Raw genomic sequence first — 18,647 nt, 5'->3', positions numbered from 1 at the left:
GCCCCGCCGCCGAAGGACATCCCCATGACGGACCCGCAGCACGCGCCCACCACCGCCTCCCCTCCACCGGGGGCCGACGACCCCGCCCCGGCCGCGGGAAGCGACGGAGCCGCCGCGGCGCCGCACCCACCGCTCGACGAACTGTTCGCCGCCTGGGCGGCCCGCACGCCCGAGGCGCCCGCCCTCACCGACGGCAGGCGCACCTGGTCCTTCCGGGAACTGGCGGCACGGGCCGGGAGGCTCGCCGCCGACCTCGTCCGCCGCGGCGCGGGCCCCGACCGGACGGTGGCGCTCGTGCTGCCGCGCTCCATGGAACTCGTCGCCGCCGAACTGGCCGTGGCGCGGGCGGGCGCCGCGTTCCTGCCCGTGGACCCCGACTACCCCGCCGAGCGGCGCGGCCTGATGCTCGCCGACGCCACCCCGGCCGTGGTCCTCGACGACCTCGATCACGTCCGCGCCGTCCTGGACGACACGGCGTACGACACAACGCGCACCGCCGCCGCGCCCGCGCCCGCGCGGATCGGCCCCGACCACGCCGCGTACGTCATCTACACCTCCGGATCCACCGGCACCCCCAAGGGCGTGACCGTCACCCACCGCGGCATCGGCGGCTTCGCCGCGGCCGCCGCCGAGCAGTACGCCGTCGGACCCGGCGACCGCGTGCTCCAGTTCTCCTCGCCGAGCTTCGACGCCTCCGTCCTGGAGCTGTGCTCCTCCCTGCTGTCCGGCGCCACCCTCGTCGTGCCGCCCGACGGGCCCTGGCTCGGCGACGACCTCGCCCGCGTACTCGACGAACACCGCGTCAGCCACGCCCTGATCCCGCCCGCCGCCCTCGCCACGCTGCCCCCGCCCGAGCCCGACGGCACCGGGCGCCACCTGCGCACCCTCATCGTGGGCGCCGAGGCCTGCCCGCCCGCCCTCGTCGACCGCTGGGCCCCCGGCCGCCGCATGATCAACTCCTACGGTCCCACCGAGGCCACCGTCGTCGCCTCCTGGACCGGACCGCTCACCGCGGGCAGCGGCGCCCCCACCATCGGCACGCCCCTGCCCGGCACCCGGGCGCACGTCCTCGACGAGGCGCTGCGGCCGGTGCCGCCCGGCACCCCGGGCGAGCTGTACGTCGGCGGCGACGGCGTGGCCCGCGGCTACCACGGCCGCCCCGGCCTCACCGCGACGCGCTTCGTCGCCAGCCCCTTCGGCCCGCCCGGCGCCCGCCTCTACCGCACCGGCGACCGCGCCCGCTGGAGCGCCGACGGCGAGCTTGAGTTCCTCGGCCGCGTCGACCGGCAGCTCAAGGTCCGCGGCTTCCGCATCGAACCCGGCGAGATCGAGGCGGCGCTGCTCGCCCACGGCGACGTCCGCGAGGCCGTGGTCGTGGCCCGCGAGGACGAGCCCGGACACCGGCGGCTCGTCGGCTACGTCACGCCCACCGACCCCGACGCCGCCCCTGACCCCGGCGCGCTGCGCGCCGCGCTCACCGGCGCCCTGCCCGCCCACCTGGTGCCCGCCGCCGTGGTCGTCCTGGCCGAACTGCCCATGACCGCCCACCACAAGGTCGACCTGGACGCCCTGCCCGCCCCCACCCGCACGACCGCCGCGGGCGGCACACCGCCGCGCACCCCCGAGGAGCGGGCCCTCGCCGCCATCTGGGCCCACGTCCTCGGCACCGGCGGCCCCGACGGCGTCAGCGCCGACGACGACTTCCTCGCCCTCGGCGGCGACTCCATCCTCGCCGCCCGCGTCCTGTCCCGGATCCGCGACGAGTTCGGCGTGCGCCTGTCCGTCCGGGACCTGTTCACTGCCCGGACCGTCGCCGCCCTCGCCCCGCTGCTCGCCGACCCGGCCGCCGCCGCGCCCGCGGACCCCATACCGCCCGCCCCGCGCGACCGGCCGCTGCCCCTGTCCAGCGCGCAACGGCGGCTGTGGTTCCTCGACGACCTCACCGACGGCGGCACCGAGTACAACACCGGCCTCGCCCTGCGCCTGCGCGGCACCCCGGACACCGCCGCGCTGCGCCGCGCCCTGCACCGGCTCGCCGCCCGGCACGACTCCCTGCGCACCACGTTCGCCACCGTCGACGGCCAGGGCGTCCAGCGCGTCAGCCAGCACGCCGAACTGCCCCTGGACACCGCCGACGTGACCGATCTGCCCGCCGAGCGGCGCGCCGCGACCGCCGAGGCCCTGCTCACCGCGGAGCTGGGCCGCCCCTTCGACCTGGCGGCGGGACCGCTGACGCGGGCGCTGCTGGTGCGCCGCGCGGACGACGACCACCTGCTGCTCCTGGCCCAGCACCACATCGTCACCGACGGCTGGTCGGTGGGCGTGCTCGCCCGCGACCTGATCGCCCTGTACGAGGCGGAGGTGACCGGCGCCCCGGACGGACTGCCCGCGCCCGGCGTGCAGTACCCGGACTTCGCGGTGTGGGAGCACGAGGGCCGCGACCCCGGGGGCGACGCCAGCGACCTGGCGTACTGGAAGCGGCACCTGACGGGCATGCAGCAGCTCGACCTGCCCACCGACCGGCCCCGGCTCCCGGTGCGCACCACCGCGGGCGCCGCCCACCGGCACCGCCTGGCCCCGGACCTCGTCGCGCGGCTCAGGCACCTGGCGGCGGGCCGCGGCACCACCGTGTTCACCCTGTTCGCCGGGGCGGCGGCCGTGCTGTTCTCCCGGTACTCCGGGCAGCGGGACGTGGCCTTCGGCACCGTCACCAACGGCCGCGGCCGCAGCGACCTGGAGGACGTGACCGGCTTCTTCGCCAACACCGTGGTGCTGCGCGGCGACGTGGACGACACGCTCACCGTCGACCAGTTCGTGGAGCGCATGCGCGCGACCGTGCTCGACGCCTTCGCCCACGACGGGGTGCCCTTCGACCGCGTCGTCGAGGAGCTCGCCCCGCCCCGCGACCCCAGCCGCACCCCCCTGGTCCAGGCGCTCGTGGTCCAGCAGACCGCACCGGCCCACCCCTCGCACGCCGGTGGCATGCGCGTCGAGCCCCACCCGCTGCCGCGCCCGGCCGCCCGCTTCGACCTGGTCCTGGAGTTCGCGCCACACGCGGACGGCGGCTGCGAACTGACCGTCGAGTACAACACGGATCTGTACGACGCGGACATCGTCGCCCGCATGGGCCGCCACCTCAACCGCCTCCTCGACGGCATGGCCGACGGCCCGCAGCGCCCCCTCGCCGACCTGCCGCTGCTCCCGGACGACGAGCTGCGCACCGTCCTCGACACCTGGAACCCGCCCGTGCGCGCCGGACACGAACCGGCCGACCGCACCCTGCCGGTGCTGTTCGAGGCGCAGGTCGCCCGCACCCCCGACCGGACCGCCGTGGTCTGCGGCACCACGCGCCTGGACTACGCGGAGGTGAACCGGCGCGCCGACCGCATCGCCCGGCACCTGCGCGCCCGCGGCGCCGGACCCGAGACCCTGGTGGCGCTGTGCCTGCCGCGCTCCGCCGACCTGCTGCCCGCCCTGTGGGGCGTCCTGAAGTCCGGCGCGGGCTATCTGCCCGTGGACCCCGGCTACCCCGCCGAGCGCGTCCGCTTCATGCTCGCCGACGCCGCCCCCGCCCTCGTCGTGGCCGCCCGCGAGACCGCCGACGCGCTCCCGGGGGACTGCGCGCCGCTGCTCCTGGAGGACTGCCTGGCCGACGGCGCCGACCTGCCCGGAGCCGAGGGCGCCGACCTGCCCGCAGCCGATGAGGCCGCCTCGCCCGCAGCCGATCGGGCCGCCTCGCCCGCAGCCGTGGGCCCGGCCGTGCCGCTGGGGCCCGACCACCCCGCGTACGTCATCTACACCTCCGGGTCGACCGGTCGGCCCAAGGGCGTTGTGATCACCCACCGCAGCGTGGCGGCGCTCGCCGCGTGGGTGGGGGAGCGGTTCGGGCCCGAGCGGCTCGCCCATGTGATCGCCTCGACCTCCCTCAACTTCGACGTGTCGGTGTTCGAGATGATCTGCCCCCTGGTGGCGGGCGGGAGCATCGAGGTGGTCGCGGACCTGGCGGCGCTCTCCGACGCCCCGTCGCCGCGCCGCGCCGGGCTCGTCAGCGGCGTGCCGTCCGTGGTCGGGCGGCTGCTCACCGGCGACGGCGCGGCCCTGTCCGCCGACACGTTCGTCCTGGCCGGGGAGGCGCTGCCCGCACAGACCGTGCGCGACCTGCGCCAGGCCATGCCGTCCTGCGAGGTCGCCAACATCTACGGCCCGACCGAGGCCACCGTCTACGCCACCGCCTGGTTCGCCGACGCCGCCGCCCCTGCCCACGCCCCGCCCATCGGCGGCCCCGTGGGCCGCACCCGCGTCTACGTCCTGGACCGGCTGCTGCGCCCGCAGCCGCCGGGCGTGACGGGCGAGCTGTTCCTCGGCGGCGGCGGACTCGCGCGCGGCTATCTGCGCCGCCCCGCGCTGACCGCCGCCCGCTTCGTCGCCGACCCCTTCGGCGCGCCGGGGGACCGCATGTACCGCACCGGGGACCTGGTGCGCTGGACCGCGGCGGGCGAGCTGGAGTACGTGGGCCGCACCGACCAGCAGGTCAAGGTGCGCGGCTTCCGCATCGAACTCGGCGAGGTGGAGCAGGCGCTGCTGCGCTGCACCGGCGTGGCCCAGGCGGCCGCCGCCGCCCGCGAGAGCGACGGCCACCGGCGCCTGGTCGGCTATGTCGTCCCCGCACCCGGCACCGAGGTCGAACCGGAGGCGGTGCGCCGGGAGCTGGGCCGAACCCTGCCCGACTACCTGGTCCCCGCGGTCGTCGTCCCCCTGGCCGCGCTGCCCCTGAACCCCAACGGCAAGCTGGACCGCGACCGGCTCCCCGACCCCGGGCCCGTCGGCCGCGCCGCCCGGCACGTGCCGCCGCGCACGCCCAGCGAGCGGATCCTCGCCGGGATCTGGGCGGACGTCCTGCACGTGGAGCGGGTCGGCGCGGACGACAACTTCTTCGCGCTCGGCGGCGACTCCATCCTCAGCATCCAGGTCGTCGCCCAGGCCCGGCAGGCGGGCCTCACGGTGACCTCCCGCGACGTCTACCGGCACCAGACGGTCGCCGACCTGGCCCGCTGCGCGGACGCCGCCCGCGGCACCCGCCCCGCCGCCCCGGCCCCCGTCGCGGCCACCGGCCCGGCGCCGCTCACCCCCATCCAGCGCTGGCTGTTCGACAGCGCCGCCGACCGCGCCGGGCACTTCGCGCAGACCCTGTCGGCCGAACTGCCCGAAGCGGTCGACACCGCCGCCCTGGAGGACGCCCTCAACGCCCTCGTCGCCCACCACGACGCGCTGCGCTCCCGCTTCGTCCCCGACGCCACCGCCGAGGGCGGCGTCCGCTGGCACATCGACGACCGCGCCCCGCGCCTGCGCCTGGCCCGCCACACCGGCCCCGACACCGACACCCCGCACCTCGGCCCCTTCGACCTGCGGCACGGCCCGCTGCTGCGCGCCGTCCTGCACGAGCGGGGCGCGGGGCGCGGGCCCGTGCTGCACCTGGCCGTCCACCACCTCGTCGTCGACGGGGTGTCCTGGCGGGTCCTGCTCGAAGACCTCGACCGGGCCTACCGCGCCCGCCGCGCGGGCCGCGACGCGGCGACCGCCCTGCCCGCGAAGTCCGCACCGCTGCGCCACTGGGCGCGACGGCTGTCCGCGCACGCGGCCGACGGCGGCTTCGACGACGAGACCGCCTACTGGACGCGGGCCCTCGCGGGCGCCGACTCCAGCCTGCCGACGGACCGGGCGGGCGCCAACACCTACGCCTCGGCCCGCTCGGTGACCGTACGCCTCACCCCCGAGGACACCGCGGTCCTGCTGCGGACGCTGCCCGACACCTACCGCACCCGCGTCAACGACGTCCTGCTGAGCGCTCTCGGCCGGGTGCTGTGCGCGTGGACCGGCCACGAGCGGGTCCTGGTGGACGTCGAGGGGCACGGCCGCGAGGAGCTGTTCGCCGACGTCGACACGAGCCGGACCGTCGGCTGGTTCACCACCCGCCACCCCGTGGCGCTCGCCGTCGCGCCGGACGCCGACTGGGACCTCGTACTGAAGCAGGTCAAGGAGCAGCTGCGCGCGGTGCCCCGGCACGGCATCGGCCACGACGCGCTGCGCCATCTGGCCGGGCCGGGGGCGCTGCCCGAGGCGCCCGCCGCGCAGGTCAGCTTCAACTACCTGGGCCGGTTCGGGCTTCCGGACGCGCCCGACGGCCTGTACGGCGGCCCGTGCCGACCCCTGGAGCTGGACGCCGACCCGCACGGCGAACGCCCCCACCCCCTGGAGGTGGTGGGCCACCTGGACGGCGACGCCCTGGAGTTCACCTGGTTCTACTCCGAGGGGCTGCACCGGGAGGCGACCGTCGCCGACCTGGCCGACCGGTTCGCGGACGCCCTCGCCGGGATCGCCCGGCACGCCGCCCGGCCCGGCACCGGCGGGCGCACCCCGTCGGACTTCCCGCTGGCCGCGCTCGACCAGGCCGCCGTGGACCGCGTGGTGGGCGCCGACCCGGCCGCGGTCGAGGACGTCCACGCGCTCACGCCCACCCAGGCGGGCATGCTCTTCCACGGCCTGTCCCAGGACAACCAGAGCGTCTACTTCCAGCAGGTGTCCTTCACCTTGGACGGCGTGCCCGACCCGGCCGCCTTCGCGGCGGCCTGGCAGCGCGTCACGGACCGAACCCCGGTGCTCCGGGCCTGCGCGCTGTGGCAGGACGTGCCCGAACCGCTGATGGTGGTGCGGCGGCACGCGGCCGTGCCGGTCACGCACCTGGACTGGCGCGGCCTGGCCGACGACGCGCGCGAGGCGCGGCTGCGGGACCTGCTCGACCGGGACCGCGAGCGCGGCGTCGACCTGGCGAGCGCCCCGCTCCAGCGCCTGGCGCTCATCCGGCTCTCCGACAGCGCCGTGCGTGTGCTGTGGTCCTTCCACCATCTGATCCTGGACGGCTGGAGCCTGTTCCAGGTCCTGTCCGACGTGTTCGCCAGCCACGCCGACGGCGGGAGCGACGCGCTGCCCGCGCGGCGCCCCTTCCGCGACTACGTGGCCTGGCTGCGCGAGCGCGACACCGACCGGGCCGAACGGCACTGGCGCGACCGCCTCGCGGGCCTGACCGGGGCCACCCCGCTGCCCTTCGACCGCGAGCCCCGCGAGACCCACCACGCCGAGTCCACCGCGGCCGTCCGCGCCACGGTGCCCGAGGCCACCACCCGCGCCCTGGAGGAACGGGCCAAGGCCGCGGGCCTGACCCTGAACACCCTGGTCCAGGGCGCCTGGGCACTGCTCCTGAGCCGCCAGGCGGGCAGCGAGGACGTCGTGTTCGGCACCACGGTCTCCGGGCGGCCGCCCGAGCTGCCGGGCGCCGAGTCCATGACCGGCCTGTTCATCACGACCCTGCCCACCCGGGTCAGCGTGCCGCGCGAGGGCACCCTCCTCGACTGGCTCGCCGCCCTCCAGCACGACCAGAGCGAGGACCGCCGCTTCGACCACCTGCCGCTGACCCGGCTGAAGGCCCTCACCGAACTCCCCGAGCGGGCCGCCCTGTTCCACAGCATCGTCGTCTACGAGAACTACCCCGTCGACGGCGACCTCGCCGCCGCCCACGGCCTGCGCCTGAGCGACCTCGACGGCATCGAGACCACCAACTACCCGCTCAGCCTGGTCGCCTACCCGGGCACGGAACTCGGGCTGCGCCTCGGCTACGACCCGGCCCTGTTCGACGCCGACACCGCCGCCCGCATGGCCGAGTACCTCACCGTGCTCCTCGACGCCATGGCCACCGGGCCCGAACGCCCGCCCGCGCGGCTGCCGCTGCTCACGCCCGCCCGCCGCCGCCAGGTGGTCGAGGAGTGGAACGACACCGCCGCCGCCACGCCCGAGGCGACCGTCGCGGACCTGTGGGCCGCGCAGGTGCGGCGCACCCCCGACGCCATCGCCCTGGAAGCCGGGGACGAACGCCTCAGCTACCGCGACCTGGACGCCCGGGCCGCGCGGCTCGCCGCCCTGCTCACCGCCCACGGCGCCACGGCGGAGGCACCGGTCGGCGTCCTCATGGACCGCTCCGCCACCCTGGTCGTCACCCAGCTCGCCCTCGCCCGCACCGGCGGGGTCTACGTCCCCCTCGACGGCCGCGCCCCCAGCGAGCGGCTGCGGCGCATGCTCACCGACGTGGGCGCCCGCCTGCTCCTGACCGACGCCGCGTGGGAGCAGACGGCGCGCGACGCGCTGCCCGAAGGCACCGTGCTGCGGCCCGACCAGGAACCGGAGGGAGCCGTGCCGCCGGGCACGGCGGACGCCCCGGTCGTACGCCCCGACAGCGTCCAGTACGTGATGTTCACCTCCGGCTCCACCGGCACCCCCAAGGGCGTCGCCGTGCGCCACCGGGACGTCGTCGCCCTCGCGTCCGACCGGGCCTTCACCGGGCACGACCGCGTCCTGGTGCACTCCCCGCACGCCTTCGACGCCTCCACGTACGAGCTGTGGGTGCCGCTGCTGCGCGGCGGCACCGCCGTCCTCGCGCCGCCCGGGGACGTCGACGCCGCCGTCGTGCGGCACGCGATCGCCGAGCGCGGCGTGCGCCACCTGTGGCTCACCGCGGGCCTGTTCCGGCTCCTCGCCCAGGAGGACCCCGCCTGCCTGCGCGGCGCCCGGGAGGTGTGGACCGGGGGCGAGGCCGTGCCGGGCGCCGTGGTGCGCCGCGTCCTCGACGCCTGCCCCGACCTGACCGTCGTCGACGGCTACGGCCCCACCGAGACCACCACCTTCGCGACCCGGCGCGCCTTCGCCGCCGGTGACCCGCTGCCCCCGGTCCTGCCCATCGGCCGCCCCCTGGACAACACCCGGGTGTATGTCCTCGACGACGCCCTCCAGCCCCAACCACCGGGCATTCCGGGGGAGTTGTACGTCGCCGGGGCGGGCCTCGCCCGAGGCTACGCCCGGCAGGCGGGCGCGACGGCGGCCCGCTACGTGGCCGACCCGTTCGGCCCGCCCGGCGGCCGCATGTACCGCACCGGTGACGTGGTGCGCTGGAGCGGCGACGGCGAACTGCACTTCGTGGGGCGCGCCGACGACCAGGTCAAGCTGCGCGGCTTCCGCGTCGAGCCCGCCGAGATCGAGGCCCGCGTCACCGCGCACCCCGGCGTCGCCGAGGCCGTGGTGTCCGTGTGCGAGCACGCCGGGCGCAAGCGCCTGGCCGCCCACCTCGTCCCCGCACCCGGGCAGCCCGCGCCGACGGCCGCCGAGCTGCGCGCCCACGTGGCCGCCGAACTGCCCGACTACATGGTGCCCGCCGCGTTCGTCACGGTGCCGGAGCTGCCGCTGACCGCCAACGGCAAGGTGGACCGGGGCAGGCTGCCCGCGCCCGACTGGTCGGCGGCGGGCGAGACCGCGTACCGCCCGCCGCGCACCGACGCCGAGCGCGTCCTGTGCGCGATCTGGGCGGAGCTGCTCGGCGTGGACCGCGTCGGCGCCGACGACCACTTCTTCATGCTGGGCGGTGACTCCATCCTCAGCATCCAGGCGGTGTCCCGCGCCCGCGCCGCCGGGCTCGCGCTCACCCCGCGCGACCTGTTCCGCCACCCCACCGTCGCGGCCCTCGCCGCCGCCACCGGCACGGCGGCACCCGTCGCCGGAACAGCACCGGTCACCGGGGAGGTCCCGCTCACGCCGATCCAGCACTGGTTCCTCGACCCCGGGCCGCGCCGCCCCGAACTCTTCGACCAGTGCCTGCTCGTCGAGACGGACACCGACGTCGACACCGACGCGCTGCGCCGCGCCCTGGCCGCCCTGTGGGCCCACCACGACGCCCTGCGCGCCCAGTTCACCCAGGGCGACGACGGAACCTGGCGCCAGCACTGCCCCGCCCCGGACGAGGCGGCCCCCGACCTCCTGGCGGTCGTCGACCTGACCGGCCTGGACGCGGCGGCCGCCGAAGCCGCCGAGGCCCGGGCCACCGCCGAGGCGCACGCCGCGTTCCGCCTCGCCACCGGCCCGCTGCTGACCGCGCGCCTGTTCACCGGCGCACGGCCGCGGCTGCTCCTGGCCGTCCACCACCTGGTGGTCGACGGGGTGTCCTGGCGCGTCCTCCTGGAGGACCTGGACACCGCCTACCGGCAGGCCCGTGCCGGTGAACCGGTACGCCTGCCCGCGCGCACCACGTCCGTACAGGAGTGGGCGCGGCGCCTGCGCGCGCACACCGCCTCCGGCGGGTTCGCCGACCAGCGCGCCCACTGGGAGGAGGTGTCCCGGCACTGCGCCGCGCCGCTGCCCCTGGACACCGACGCCGCACCGGACGGCACCACCATGGCCGACGTGCGCGCCGTCACCGTACGCCTGGACGCACGGCGCACCGACGAGCTGCTGCGCGAGGTGCCCGGCGCCTACCGCACCCGCGTCGACGACGTCCTGCTGACCGCGCTGGGGCGCACCCTCGCCGACTGGACCGGGCGTTCCACGGTGGCGTTGGCCCTGGAGGGGCACGGCCGCGAGGACCAGCTCTTCGACGACGTCGACCTGTCCCGCACCGTCGGCTGGTTCACCAGCCTGTACCCCGTCGCCCTGGACGTGCCGGACGCGGACTGGGGGACCGCCCTGAAGTCCGTCAAGGAGCGGCTGCGGGCCGTGCCGGACCGGGGCATCGGCCACGGCGCCCTGACGCGCCTCGACCCCGACGGCCTCGGGGACGCGCCGACGCCCGCCGTCAGCTTCAACTACCTGGGCCGCTTCGACTGGTCGGCGGGCCCCGAGGGGGCCCTGGTGCGCGGGGTGCCCGGCGGACTCGACGGCGCCGACGCGCCCGACGCGCGGCGCCCGCACCTCCTCGACGTGATCGCCCGCGTCGAGGACGGGCAGCTGGAGATCACCTGGCACTACAGCCACACCCTGCACCACGAGCGGACCGTGACGGGCCTCGCCGAGGGCATGCTGCGGGCGCTCACCGAGATCGTCGCCCACTGCCGCCGCCCGGACGCCGGGGGCCGCACGCCCTCGGACTTCCCGCTGGCCCGTATCGACCAGGTGGCCCTGGACAGCGTCGTGGGCGACGGCCGGGAGGTCGCGGACCTGTACCCGCTGACGCCGATGCAGGCGGGCATGCTGTTCCACAGCCTCATGGACCCCGACGCCCGCACCTACGTCAACCAGGTCCAGGTCGTGCTGTGCGGCGTCACCGACCCGCACGCCCTGGCCGAGGCCTGGCAGCGCACGGCGGACGCCAACGCGATGCTCCGCACCCACCTGGTGTGGCAGGAGACCCCCGAACCGCTCCAGGCCGTGCGGCACCACGCCACCGTGCCGGTCACCCACCACGACTGGACCGGCTGGCCCGCCGACCGGTGCGCGCGGGAGACGGACCGGCTCATCGCCGAGGACCGGGACGCCGGGATCGACCTGGCGGCGGCGCCCCTGATGCGCCTGGCCCTGATCCGGCTGACGGCGGACCGGGTGCGGATGGTGTGGACGTTCCACCACATCCTGCTCGACGGCTGGAGCGCCGCCCAGCTCTTCGACGAGGTGTGCGAGCGGTACGCGGCGCTGACCGCGGGGCGCCGCCCGCGGACCGTGGACCGCGCGCCGTTCCGCGACTACCTGGAGTGGCTGTCGCGGCAGGACACCGCACGGGCGGAGGCGCACTGGCGCGCGACCCTCGCCGGTTTCGACACCCCCACCGAACTCCCCAGGGACCGGCGGCCCACCGAGGCCCACCGCACCTCGTCCTCGGGCACCGTCGGCGGGACCCTCGACGCCGAGGTGTCGGCGCGGCTGCGCGAGACGGCCCAGCGGGCCGGGCTCACCGTCAACACCCTGGTGCAGGGGGCCTGGGCGCTGCTTCTGTCGCGGTACGGCGGCGGGGACGACGTCGTGTTCGGCACCACGGTCTCCGGGCGCCCCGCCGAACTGCCCGGGGTGACCTCGATGGTCGGCGTGTTCATCAACACCCTGCCCACCCGGGTGCGGATCGACGGCGGCCGCGGCCTCCTGGAGTGGCTGCGGGAGCTGCAGGCCGCGCAGTCGGAGTCCCGCAGACACGACTTCGTCTCGCTGGCCCAGATCCAGACCTGGAGCGAGGTGCCCGGCGGCACCAACCTGTTCGACAGCATCGTGGTCTTCGAGAACTACCCCTTCGACGAGGGCGCCCTGGCCCGGCACGGCCTGGCCATCGAGCAGGAGCGCGACGTCCAGCCCACCAACTACCCGCTCAACGTGGTGGTGGCCCCCGGGGACCTGCTGTCCGTCGTCCTGGACTACGACCCCGGCCACTTCGAGGAGTCGACCGCCCGGGCCCTGTCGGCCCAGCTCGTGCACACCCTGAGCCTGCTGGCGGAGGCGTCGGACGAGACCCGCGTGGACGCGGTGGACGTCCTGCCGCCGCAGATGCGCGAGAGGTTGCTGCGGGGGTCTGCGCGGCCTGAGGTGGCTCCGGTGCTGCCGGTGGTGTTGCCCGCGTTGGTGGAGGCGGCGGTGGATCGCACGCCTGCGGCGATGGCCTTGACCGGTCCGGGGGTGCGGTTGTCGTTCGCGGAGGTGGAGGTGCGGGCGAACCGTCTCGCGCACCGGCTGATCGCCCGGGGCGTGGGCCCGGGGGACCTGGTGGCACTGGTGCTTCCGCGTTCGGTCGAGATGGTCCTGGCCCAGCTGGGCGTGACCAAGGCGGGAGCGGCGTTCGTGCCGGTCGACCCGGGCTATCCGCAGGAGCGGGTGGCGCTGATGCTGCGGGACGCGGAGCCCGCGTTGACGCTTGACGCCGCCGGGGTCGCCGAGGCGCTGGCGTCGGAGGGCGGTCCGGAGCACCGGCCGACGGACGCGGACCGGGTGCGCACGCTGCGGCTGGATGATCCGGCGTACGTGATCTACACGTCGGGGTCGACGGGGACGCCGAAGGGCGTGGTGGTCACCCACCGGGGCGTGGCGGGCTTTGCTGCCGCTGAGGCCGCGCATTACGAAGTGGTCTCAGGGGATCGGGTGTTGGCGTTCGCCACGCCGAGCTTCGACGCTTCCGTCCTTGAGCTGTGCATGTCGTTGCCGCAGGGGGCGAGTCTGGTGGTGCCCGCGCCGGGCCCGCTGCTGGGCGCGGAACTGGCCGACGTACTCCGTACAGAACGCATCACCCACACCTTGCTGCCTCCGGCGGCGCTGGCCACGCTGCCGCCGGACACCCCGGGCACGCTGCCGGACCTGAAGACGCTGACCGTCGGCGCCGACGCCTGCGGACCCGAACTGGTCGCCCGCTGGGCGCCGCACCACCGCCTCGTCAACTCCTACGGCCCCACCGAGGCCACCGTCGTCGCCACCTGGTCCGGACCACTGGAGCCCGACGGCGGCGCGCCCCCCATCGGCCGCAGACTCCCCGGCACCGGCACCTACGTCCTGGACGAACGGCTGCGACCCGTCCCCCACGGCGTCGCGGGCGAACTGTGGCTCAGCGGACCCGCGTTGGCGCGCGGCTACCTCAACCGGCCCGCGCTGACCGCCGCCCGCTTCACCGCCGACCCGTTCGGCCCGCCCGGTACCCGCATGTACCGCACCGGCGACCTCGTGCGCCGCGACGCCCACGGCGAACTGCACTACCTCGGCCGCACCGACGACCAGGTGAAGGTGCGCGGCATCCGCATCGAACTGGGCGAGCTGGAGGCGGCCCTGGCCGGACACCCGGACGTGGCCGCGGCCGCCGCCCGCGTGGTGGAGCGCGACGGACACCGCCGCCTGGTGGCGTACGCCGTGCCCCGCGGCACCGCCGCGCCGGACCCCGCGGCCCTGCGCGACTTCCTCGCCCGCACCCTCCCCGACCACCTGGTCCCGGCGGCCGTGGTGCCACTGGAGCGGCTGCCGCTCGGCCCCAGCGGCAAGCTCGACCGGCGGGCGCTGCCCGAACCGGTGTGGTCCGCCCCGGCCGACGGCGGCGGCGCCCCGCTGCGCACCGGCACGGAGAAGGCGCTCGCCGCCATCTGGTCCGAGGTGCTCGGCGTGCCCGAGGTGGGCGCGCAGGACAACTACTTCGCCCTCGGCGGGGACTCCATCCTCGGCATCCAGATCGTCGCCGCGGCCCGCCGCGCCGGGCTCGCCCTGACACCACGGCACCTGTTCCGGCACCAGACGGTCGCCGAACTGGCCGCCGCCGTGGAGGACCTGCCCGCCGCGCGGGCCACGGCCGAACAGGGCCCCGTCGTCGACGAGGCCCCCCTCACCCCCGTCCAGCACCTGCTGTTCGACACGCTCACCGGCGACCCGGCGCGCCTGACCCAGGCGGTCTCCTACCAGCTGGCCGCCGACACCGACGAGACCGCGCTGCGCGCCGCCCTCGCCGCGGTGCACGACCACCACGACGCGCTGCGCCTGCGCTTCCCGGCGGACGCCGACGGGACCCGCCGCCAGCACGGCACCGCGCCGGGCGCGCCCGTCCACCTGGAGGTGCGCGACGTGCCGGGCGAGGTGCCCGCCGCGCTCGTCGACGACCTGTGCGCGGGCTTCGACCTGGACAGCGGCCCGCTGCTCAAGGCCGCGCTGTGCCGCCGCGGCGGGGACCGGCGACCGGTCCTGGTGCTCGCCGCGCACCACCTGGTGGTGGACGCCGTGTCCTGGCACCTGATCCTGGACGACCTGGACACCGCCTACCGGGCGCTGCGCGCCGGGAGGGCGCCGGACCTCGGGCCGAAGACGACGTCGTTCCAGGCGTGGGCCCACCGGCTCGCCGCGCACACCGCCGCCGGGGGCTTCGACGGCGAACTCGACCACTGGCTGGCCGTGGCCGCCGACCACGCCCTGCCGACCGACCTGCCCGGGGCGAACACCGCCGCCAGCGAGGAGTCGGTGACGGTGCGCCTCGACAGCGAGGAGACCCGTGGCCTCCTCCACGACGTGGCGGACGTCTACCGCACCCGCGTCAACGACGTGCTGCTGTGCGCCCTGAGCCGGGTCCTGGCGCGCTGGACGGGCCGGGACCGGGTGACCGTGACCCTGGAGGGACACGGCCGCGAGGACCTCTTCGACGACGTCGACCTGTCACGGACCGTCGGCTGGTTCACCAGCGTGTTCCCCGTCGCGCTCGACGTGCCCCGCGACGTCGGCACGGGCGCCGCGCTGAAGTCCGTCAAGGAGAACCTGCGCGCCGTACCCCACGGCGGCCTCGGCCACGGCGCCCTCCGCCACCTGCACCCCACGGCGGGGCCGCGGCTGCCGGAGCTGCCGCAGATCTCCTTCAACTACCTGGGCCAGCAGGACGGGCACGCCACCGGTGGCCTGCTGCACGCCCCGTACGGGGACCTCACGGGCGGCATGGACCTGGCCGCGGACCGCCCGCACCTGCTCGACGTCATCGGGCGCGTGACCGACAAGCGCCTGGAGTTCACCTGGTCGTACTCGCGCGAGGTGCACCGGCGGGACACCGTCGCCCGGCTCGCCGCCGAGATGGCCGACGAACTGCGGGCCATCGTGCGGCACTGCGCCGAACCGGGCGCCGGGGGCCGCACCCCGTCCGACTACCCGCTGGCCCCGCTGGACCAGGCCGCCCTCGACCGCGTCGTGGGCACCGGCCGCGACGTGGTGGACCTCTACCCGCTCACCCCCACCCAGGCGGGCATGGTCGTCCACGGCATGGACGAGCCCGGCGAGGGCCTGTACGTCGAGCAGATCACGTTCGTCATGGACGGCGTGCCCGACACCCGGCCGCTGGCCGCCGCCTGGCAGCACGTCGTCGACCGCACCCCCGTGCTGCGCACCGCCGTCGTCCTGGACGGGGTGCCCGTGCCGCTCCAGGCCGTGCGGCGCGCCGTCACCGTGCCCGTCACCGAGCACGACTGGAGCGCCCTCGCGCCCGCCGAGCGGGACGGCGCGCTGGAGCGCCTGCTCGCCGCCGACAAGGCCCGCGGCATCGACCTGGACCGCGTGCCGCTGCTGCGCGTCGCCCTCATCCGGCTCGCCCCGGAGCAGGTGCGCGTGGTGTGGACGTTCCACCACGCCCTCCTCGACGGGTGGAGCGTCTTCCACGTCCTCGGGGACGTCGTGGCCGCGCACGAGGCCCTGGCACGCGGGCAGGAGCCGCGGCTGCCGGAGCGGCGGCCGTTCGCGGACTACGCCGCCTGGCTTGCCGCCCGCGACGTGACGCGGGCCCAGGAGTACTGGACGGGCGCGCTCGCCGACCTGACCGCCCCCACGGCCCTGCCCTACGACCGCAGGCCCGCGCAGGGCGCCCCGGCCCGCTCCGGGACCTGGCAGGCCCGCTACCTGGAGCAGGCCGAGACGGACCGCCTGGCGGACTTCGCGCGGCGGCACCGGCTGACCCTGAACACCGTGGTGCAGGGCGCCTGGGCGCTGCTGCTCTCGCGCTGGAGCGGCGACCGGGACGTGTGCTTCGGCACGACGGTGTCCGGGCGGCCCGCGGACATGCCGGGCGCCGACACCATCACCGGCCTGTTCATCACCACGCTGCCCGCGCGGGTCACCGTGGACGGCGACGCCGCGTGCGGCCCCTGGCTGCGCGAGACACAGGCCGCGCGGGCGGAGGACCGCCGCTTCGACCACGTGCCGCTCACCGACCTCCAGGCCGTCAGCGGGCTGCCCGCCGGGACACCGCTCTTCGACAGCCTGCTGGTCTTCGAGAACTACCCGGTCGGCGACGCCACCGCGGGCGCCCACGGCGTGCGGGTGCACGACCTCGACGCCCACGAGGCCACCAACTACCCGCTGACCGTGGTGATCCTGCCGGGCGACCGCCTCGGCGTCGTCGTCGGCCACGACCCCCGCTACTTCGACGAGGCCACCGCCCAGTCCCTGTCCGCCCAGCTCGTGCACACCCTGCGCGCCCTGACCGAGGCACCGGACGGGACACGCCTGGACGCGGTGGACGTCCTGCCGCCGCAGATGCGTGAGGAGTTGCTGCGGGGGTCTGCGCGGCCTGAGGTGGCTCCGGTGCTGCCGGTGGTGTTGCCCGTGCTGGTGGAGGCGGCGGTGGATCGCACGCCTGCGGCGATGGCCCTGACCGGTCCGGGGGTGCGGTTGTCGTTCGCGGAGGTGGAGGTGCGGGCGAACCGTCTCGCGCACCGGCTGATCGCCCAAGGCGTGGGCCCCGGCGACCTCGTGGCACTGCTTCTGCCCCGCTCGGCCGAGATGGTCCTCGCCCAACTCGCCGTCACCAAGGCGGGAGCGGCGTTCGTGCCGGTCGACCCGGGCTATCCGCAGGAGCGCGTCGCGTTCATGCTCCAGGACGCGGCGCCCGTCGCCACGCTCGACGCCGAACAGGTCGCCGAGGGGCTGGCGTCGGAGGGCGGTCCGGAGCACCGGCCGACGGACGCGGACCGGGTGCGCACGCTGCGGCTGGATGATCCGGCGTACGTGATCTACACGTCGGGGTCGACGGGGACGCCGAAGGGCGTGGTGGTCACCCACCGGGGCGTGGCGGGCTTTGCTGCCGCTGAGGCCGCGCATTACGAAGTGGCTTCGGGGGATCGGGTGTTGGCGTTCGCCACGCCGAGCTTCGACGCTTCCGTCCTTGAGCTGTGCATGTCGTTGCCGCAGGGGGCGAGTCTGGTGGTGCCCGCGCCGGGCCCGTTGCTGGGCGCGGAACTGGCCGACGTACTGCGCGGCGAGCGCATCACCCACACCTTGCTGCCTCCGGCGGCGCTGGCCACGCTGCCGCCGGACACCCCGGGCACGCTGCCGGACCTGAAGACGCTGACCGTCGGCGCCGACGCCTGCGGACCCGAACTGGTCGCCCGCTGGGCGCCGCACCACCGCCTCGTCAACTCCTACGGCCCCACCGAGGCCACCGTCGTCGCCACCTGGTCCGGACCACTGGAGCCCGACGGCGGCGCGCCCCCCATCGGCCGCAGACTCCCCGGCACCGGCACCTACGTCCTGGACGAACGGCTGCGACCCGTCCCCCACGGCGTCGCGGGCGAACTGTGGCTCAGCGGACCCGCGTTGGCGCGCGGCTACCTCAACCGGCCCGCGCTGACCGCCGCCCGCTTCACCGCCGACCCGTTCGGCCCGCCCGGTACCCGCATGTACCGCACCGGCGACCTCGTGCGCCGCGACGCCCACGGCGAACTGCACTACCTCGGCCGCACCGACCACCAGCTCAAACTGCGCGGACACCGCATCGAGGCGGGCGAGGTCGAGGCGGCCCTGGCCCGGCACCCCGCCGTCCTGGACGCGGTGGTCAGCGTGCGCGAGGACGAGCCGGGCCTTCCGCGCCTGGTCGCCCACGTGCTCGCCGCGCCCGACGCGCAGCCGCCCACCGCCGCCGAGCTGCGGGCGCTCGCCGCGCGCGGCCTGCCCGGGCCCATGGTCCCCTCGGCGTACGCCGTCCTCGACCGCTTCCCGCTCACCGAGAACGGCAAGACCGACCGGGCCGCGCTGCCCGCACCCGAGGCGGCACAGGAGGAGACCGCCGACCACGTCGCGCCGCGCACCCCCACCGAGGAGGTCCTGGCCGCCCTGTGGGAGGAGGTCCTGCACACGCCCGTGGGCGTGACGGACGACTACCTCGCCGTCGGCGGCGACTCCCTGCGCGCCCTGCTCATCGCCTCCCGGGCCAACGACGCCTTCGGCGTGACCCTCACGCCCCGCGACGTCCTGGTCCACCGCACGGTCGCCGCCCTGGCGGACCTGGTGGAGGAACAGGTGCTCAGCGAACTCGAAGCCGCCGCACGCGACGACAGCGACCACGACGAACGGTAAGGACCGCC

At 76.3% G+C, this 18,647-nt stretch carries 1 protein-coding gene; it reads left to right on the top strand.

All coding sequences use genetic code 11. The features are described from left to right. The first annotated feature begins 24 nt into the window (after positions 1-24). Positions 25-18,639, top strand: coding sequence for a non-ribosomal peptide synthase/polyketide synthase (locus ACOBQU_RS02625; protein WP_423624225.1), 18,615 nt, complete (start codon positions 25-27; stop codon positions 18,637-18,639). The last annotated feature ends 8 nt before the right edge of the window (positions 18,640-18,647 follow it).

This window comes from Streptomyces sp. G45 (assembly GCF_049542095.1).
In the GTDB taxonomy this organism is placed as follows: domain Bacteria; phylum Actinomycetota; class Actinomycetes; order Streptomycetales; family Streptomycetaceae; genus Streptomyces.
This window is presented reverse-complemented; position numbering and strand designations above follow the sequence as displayed.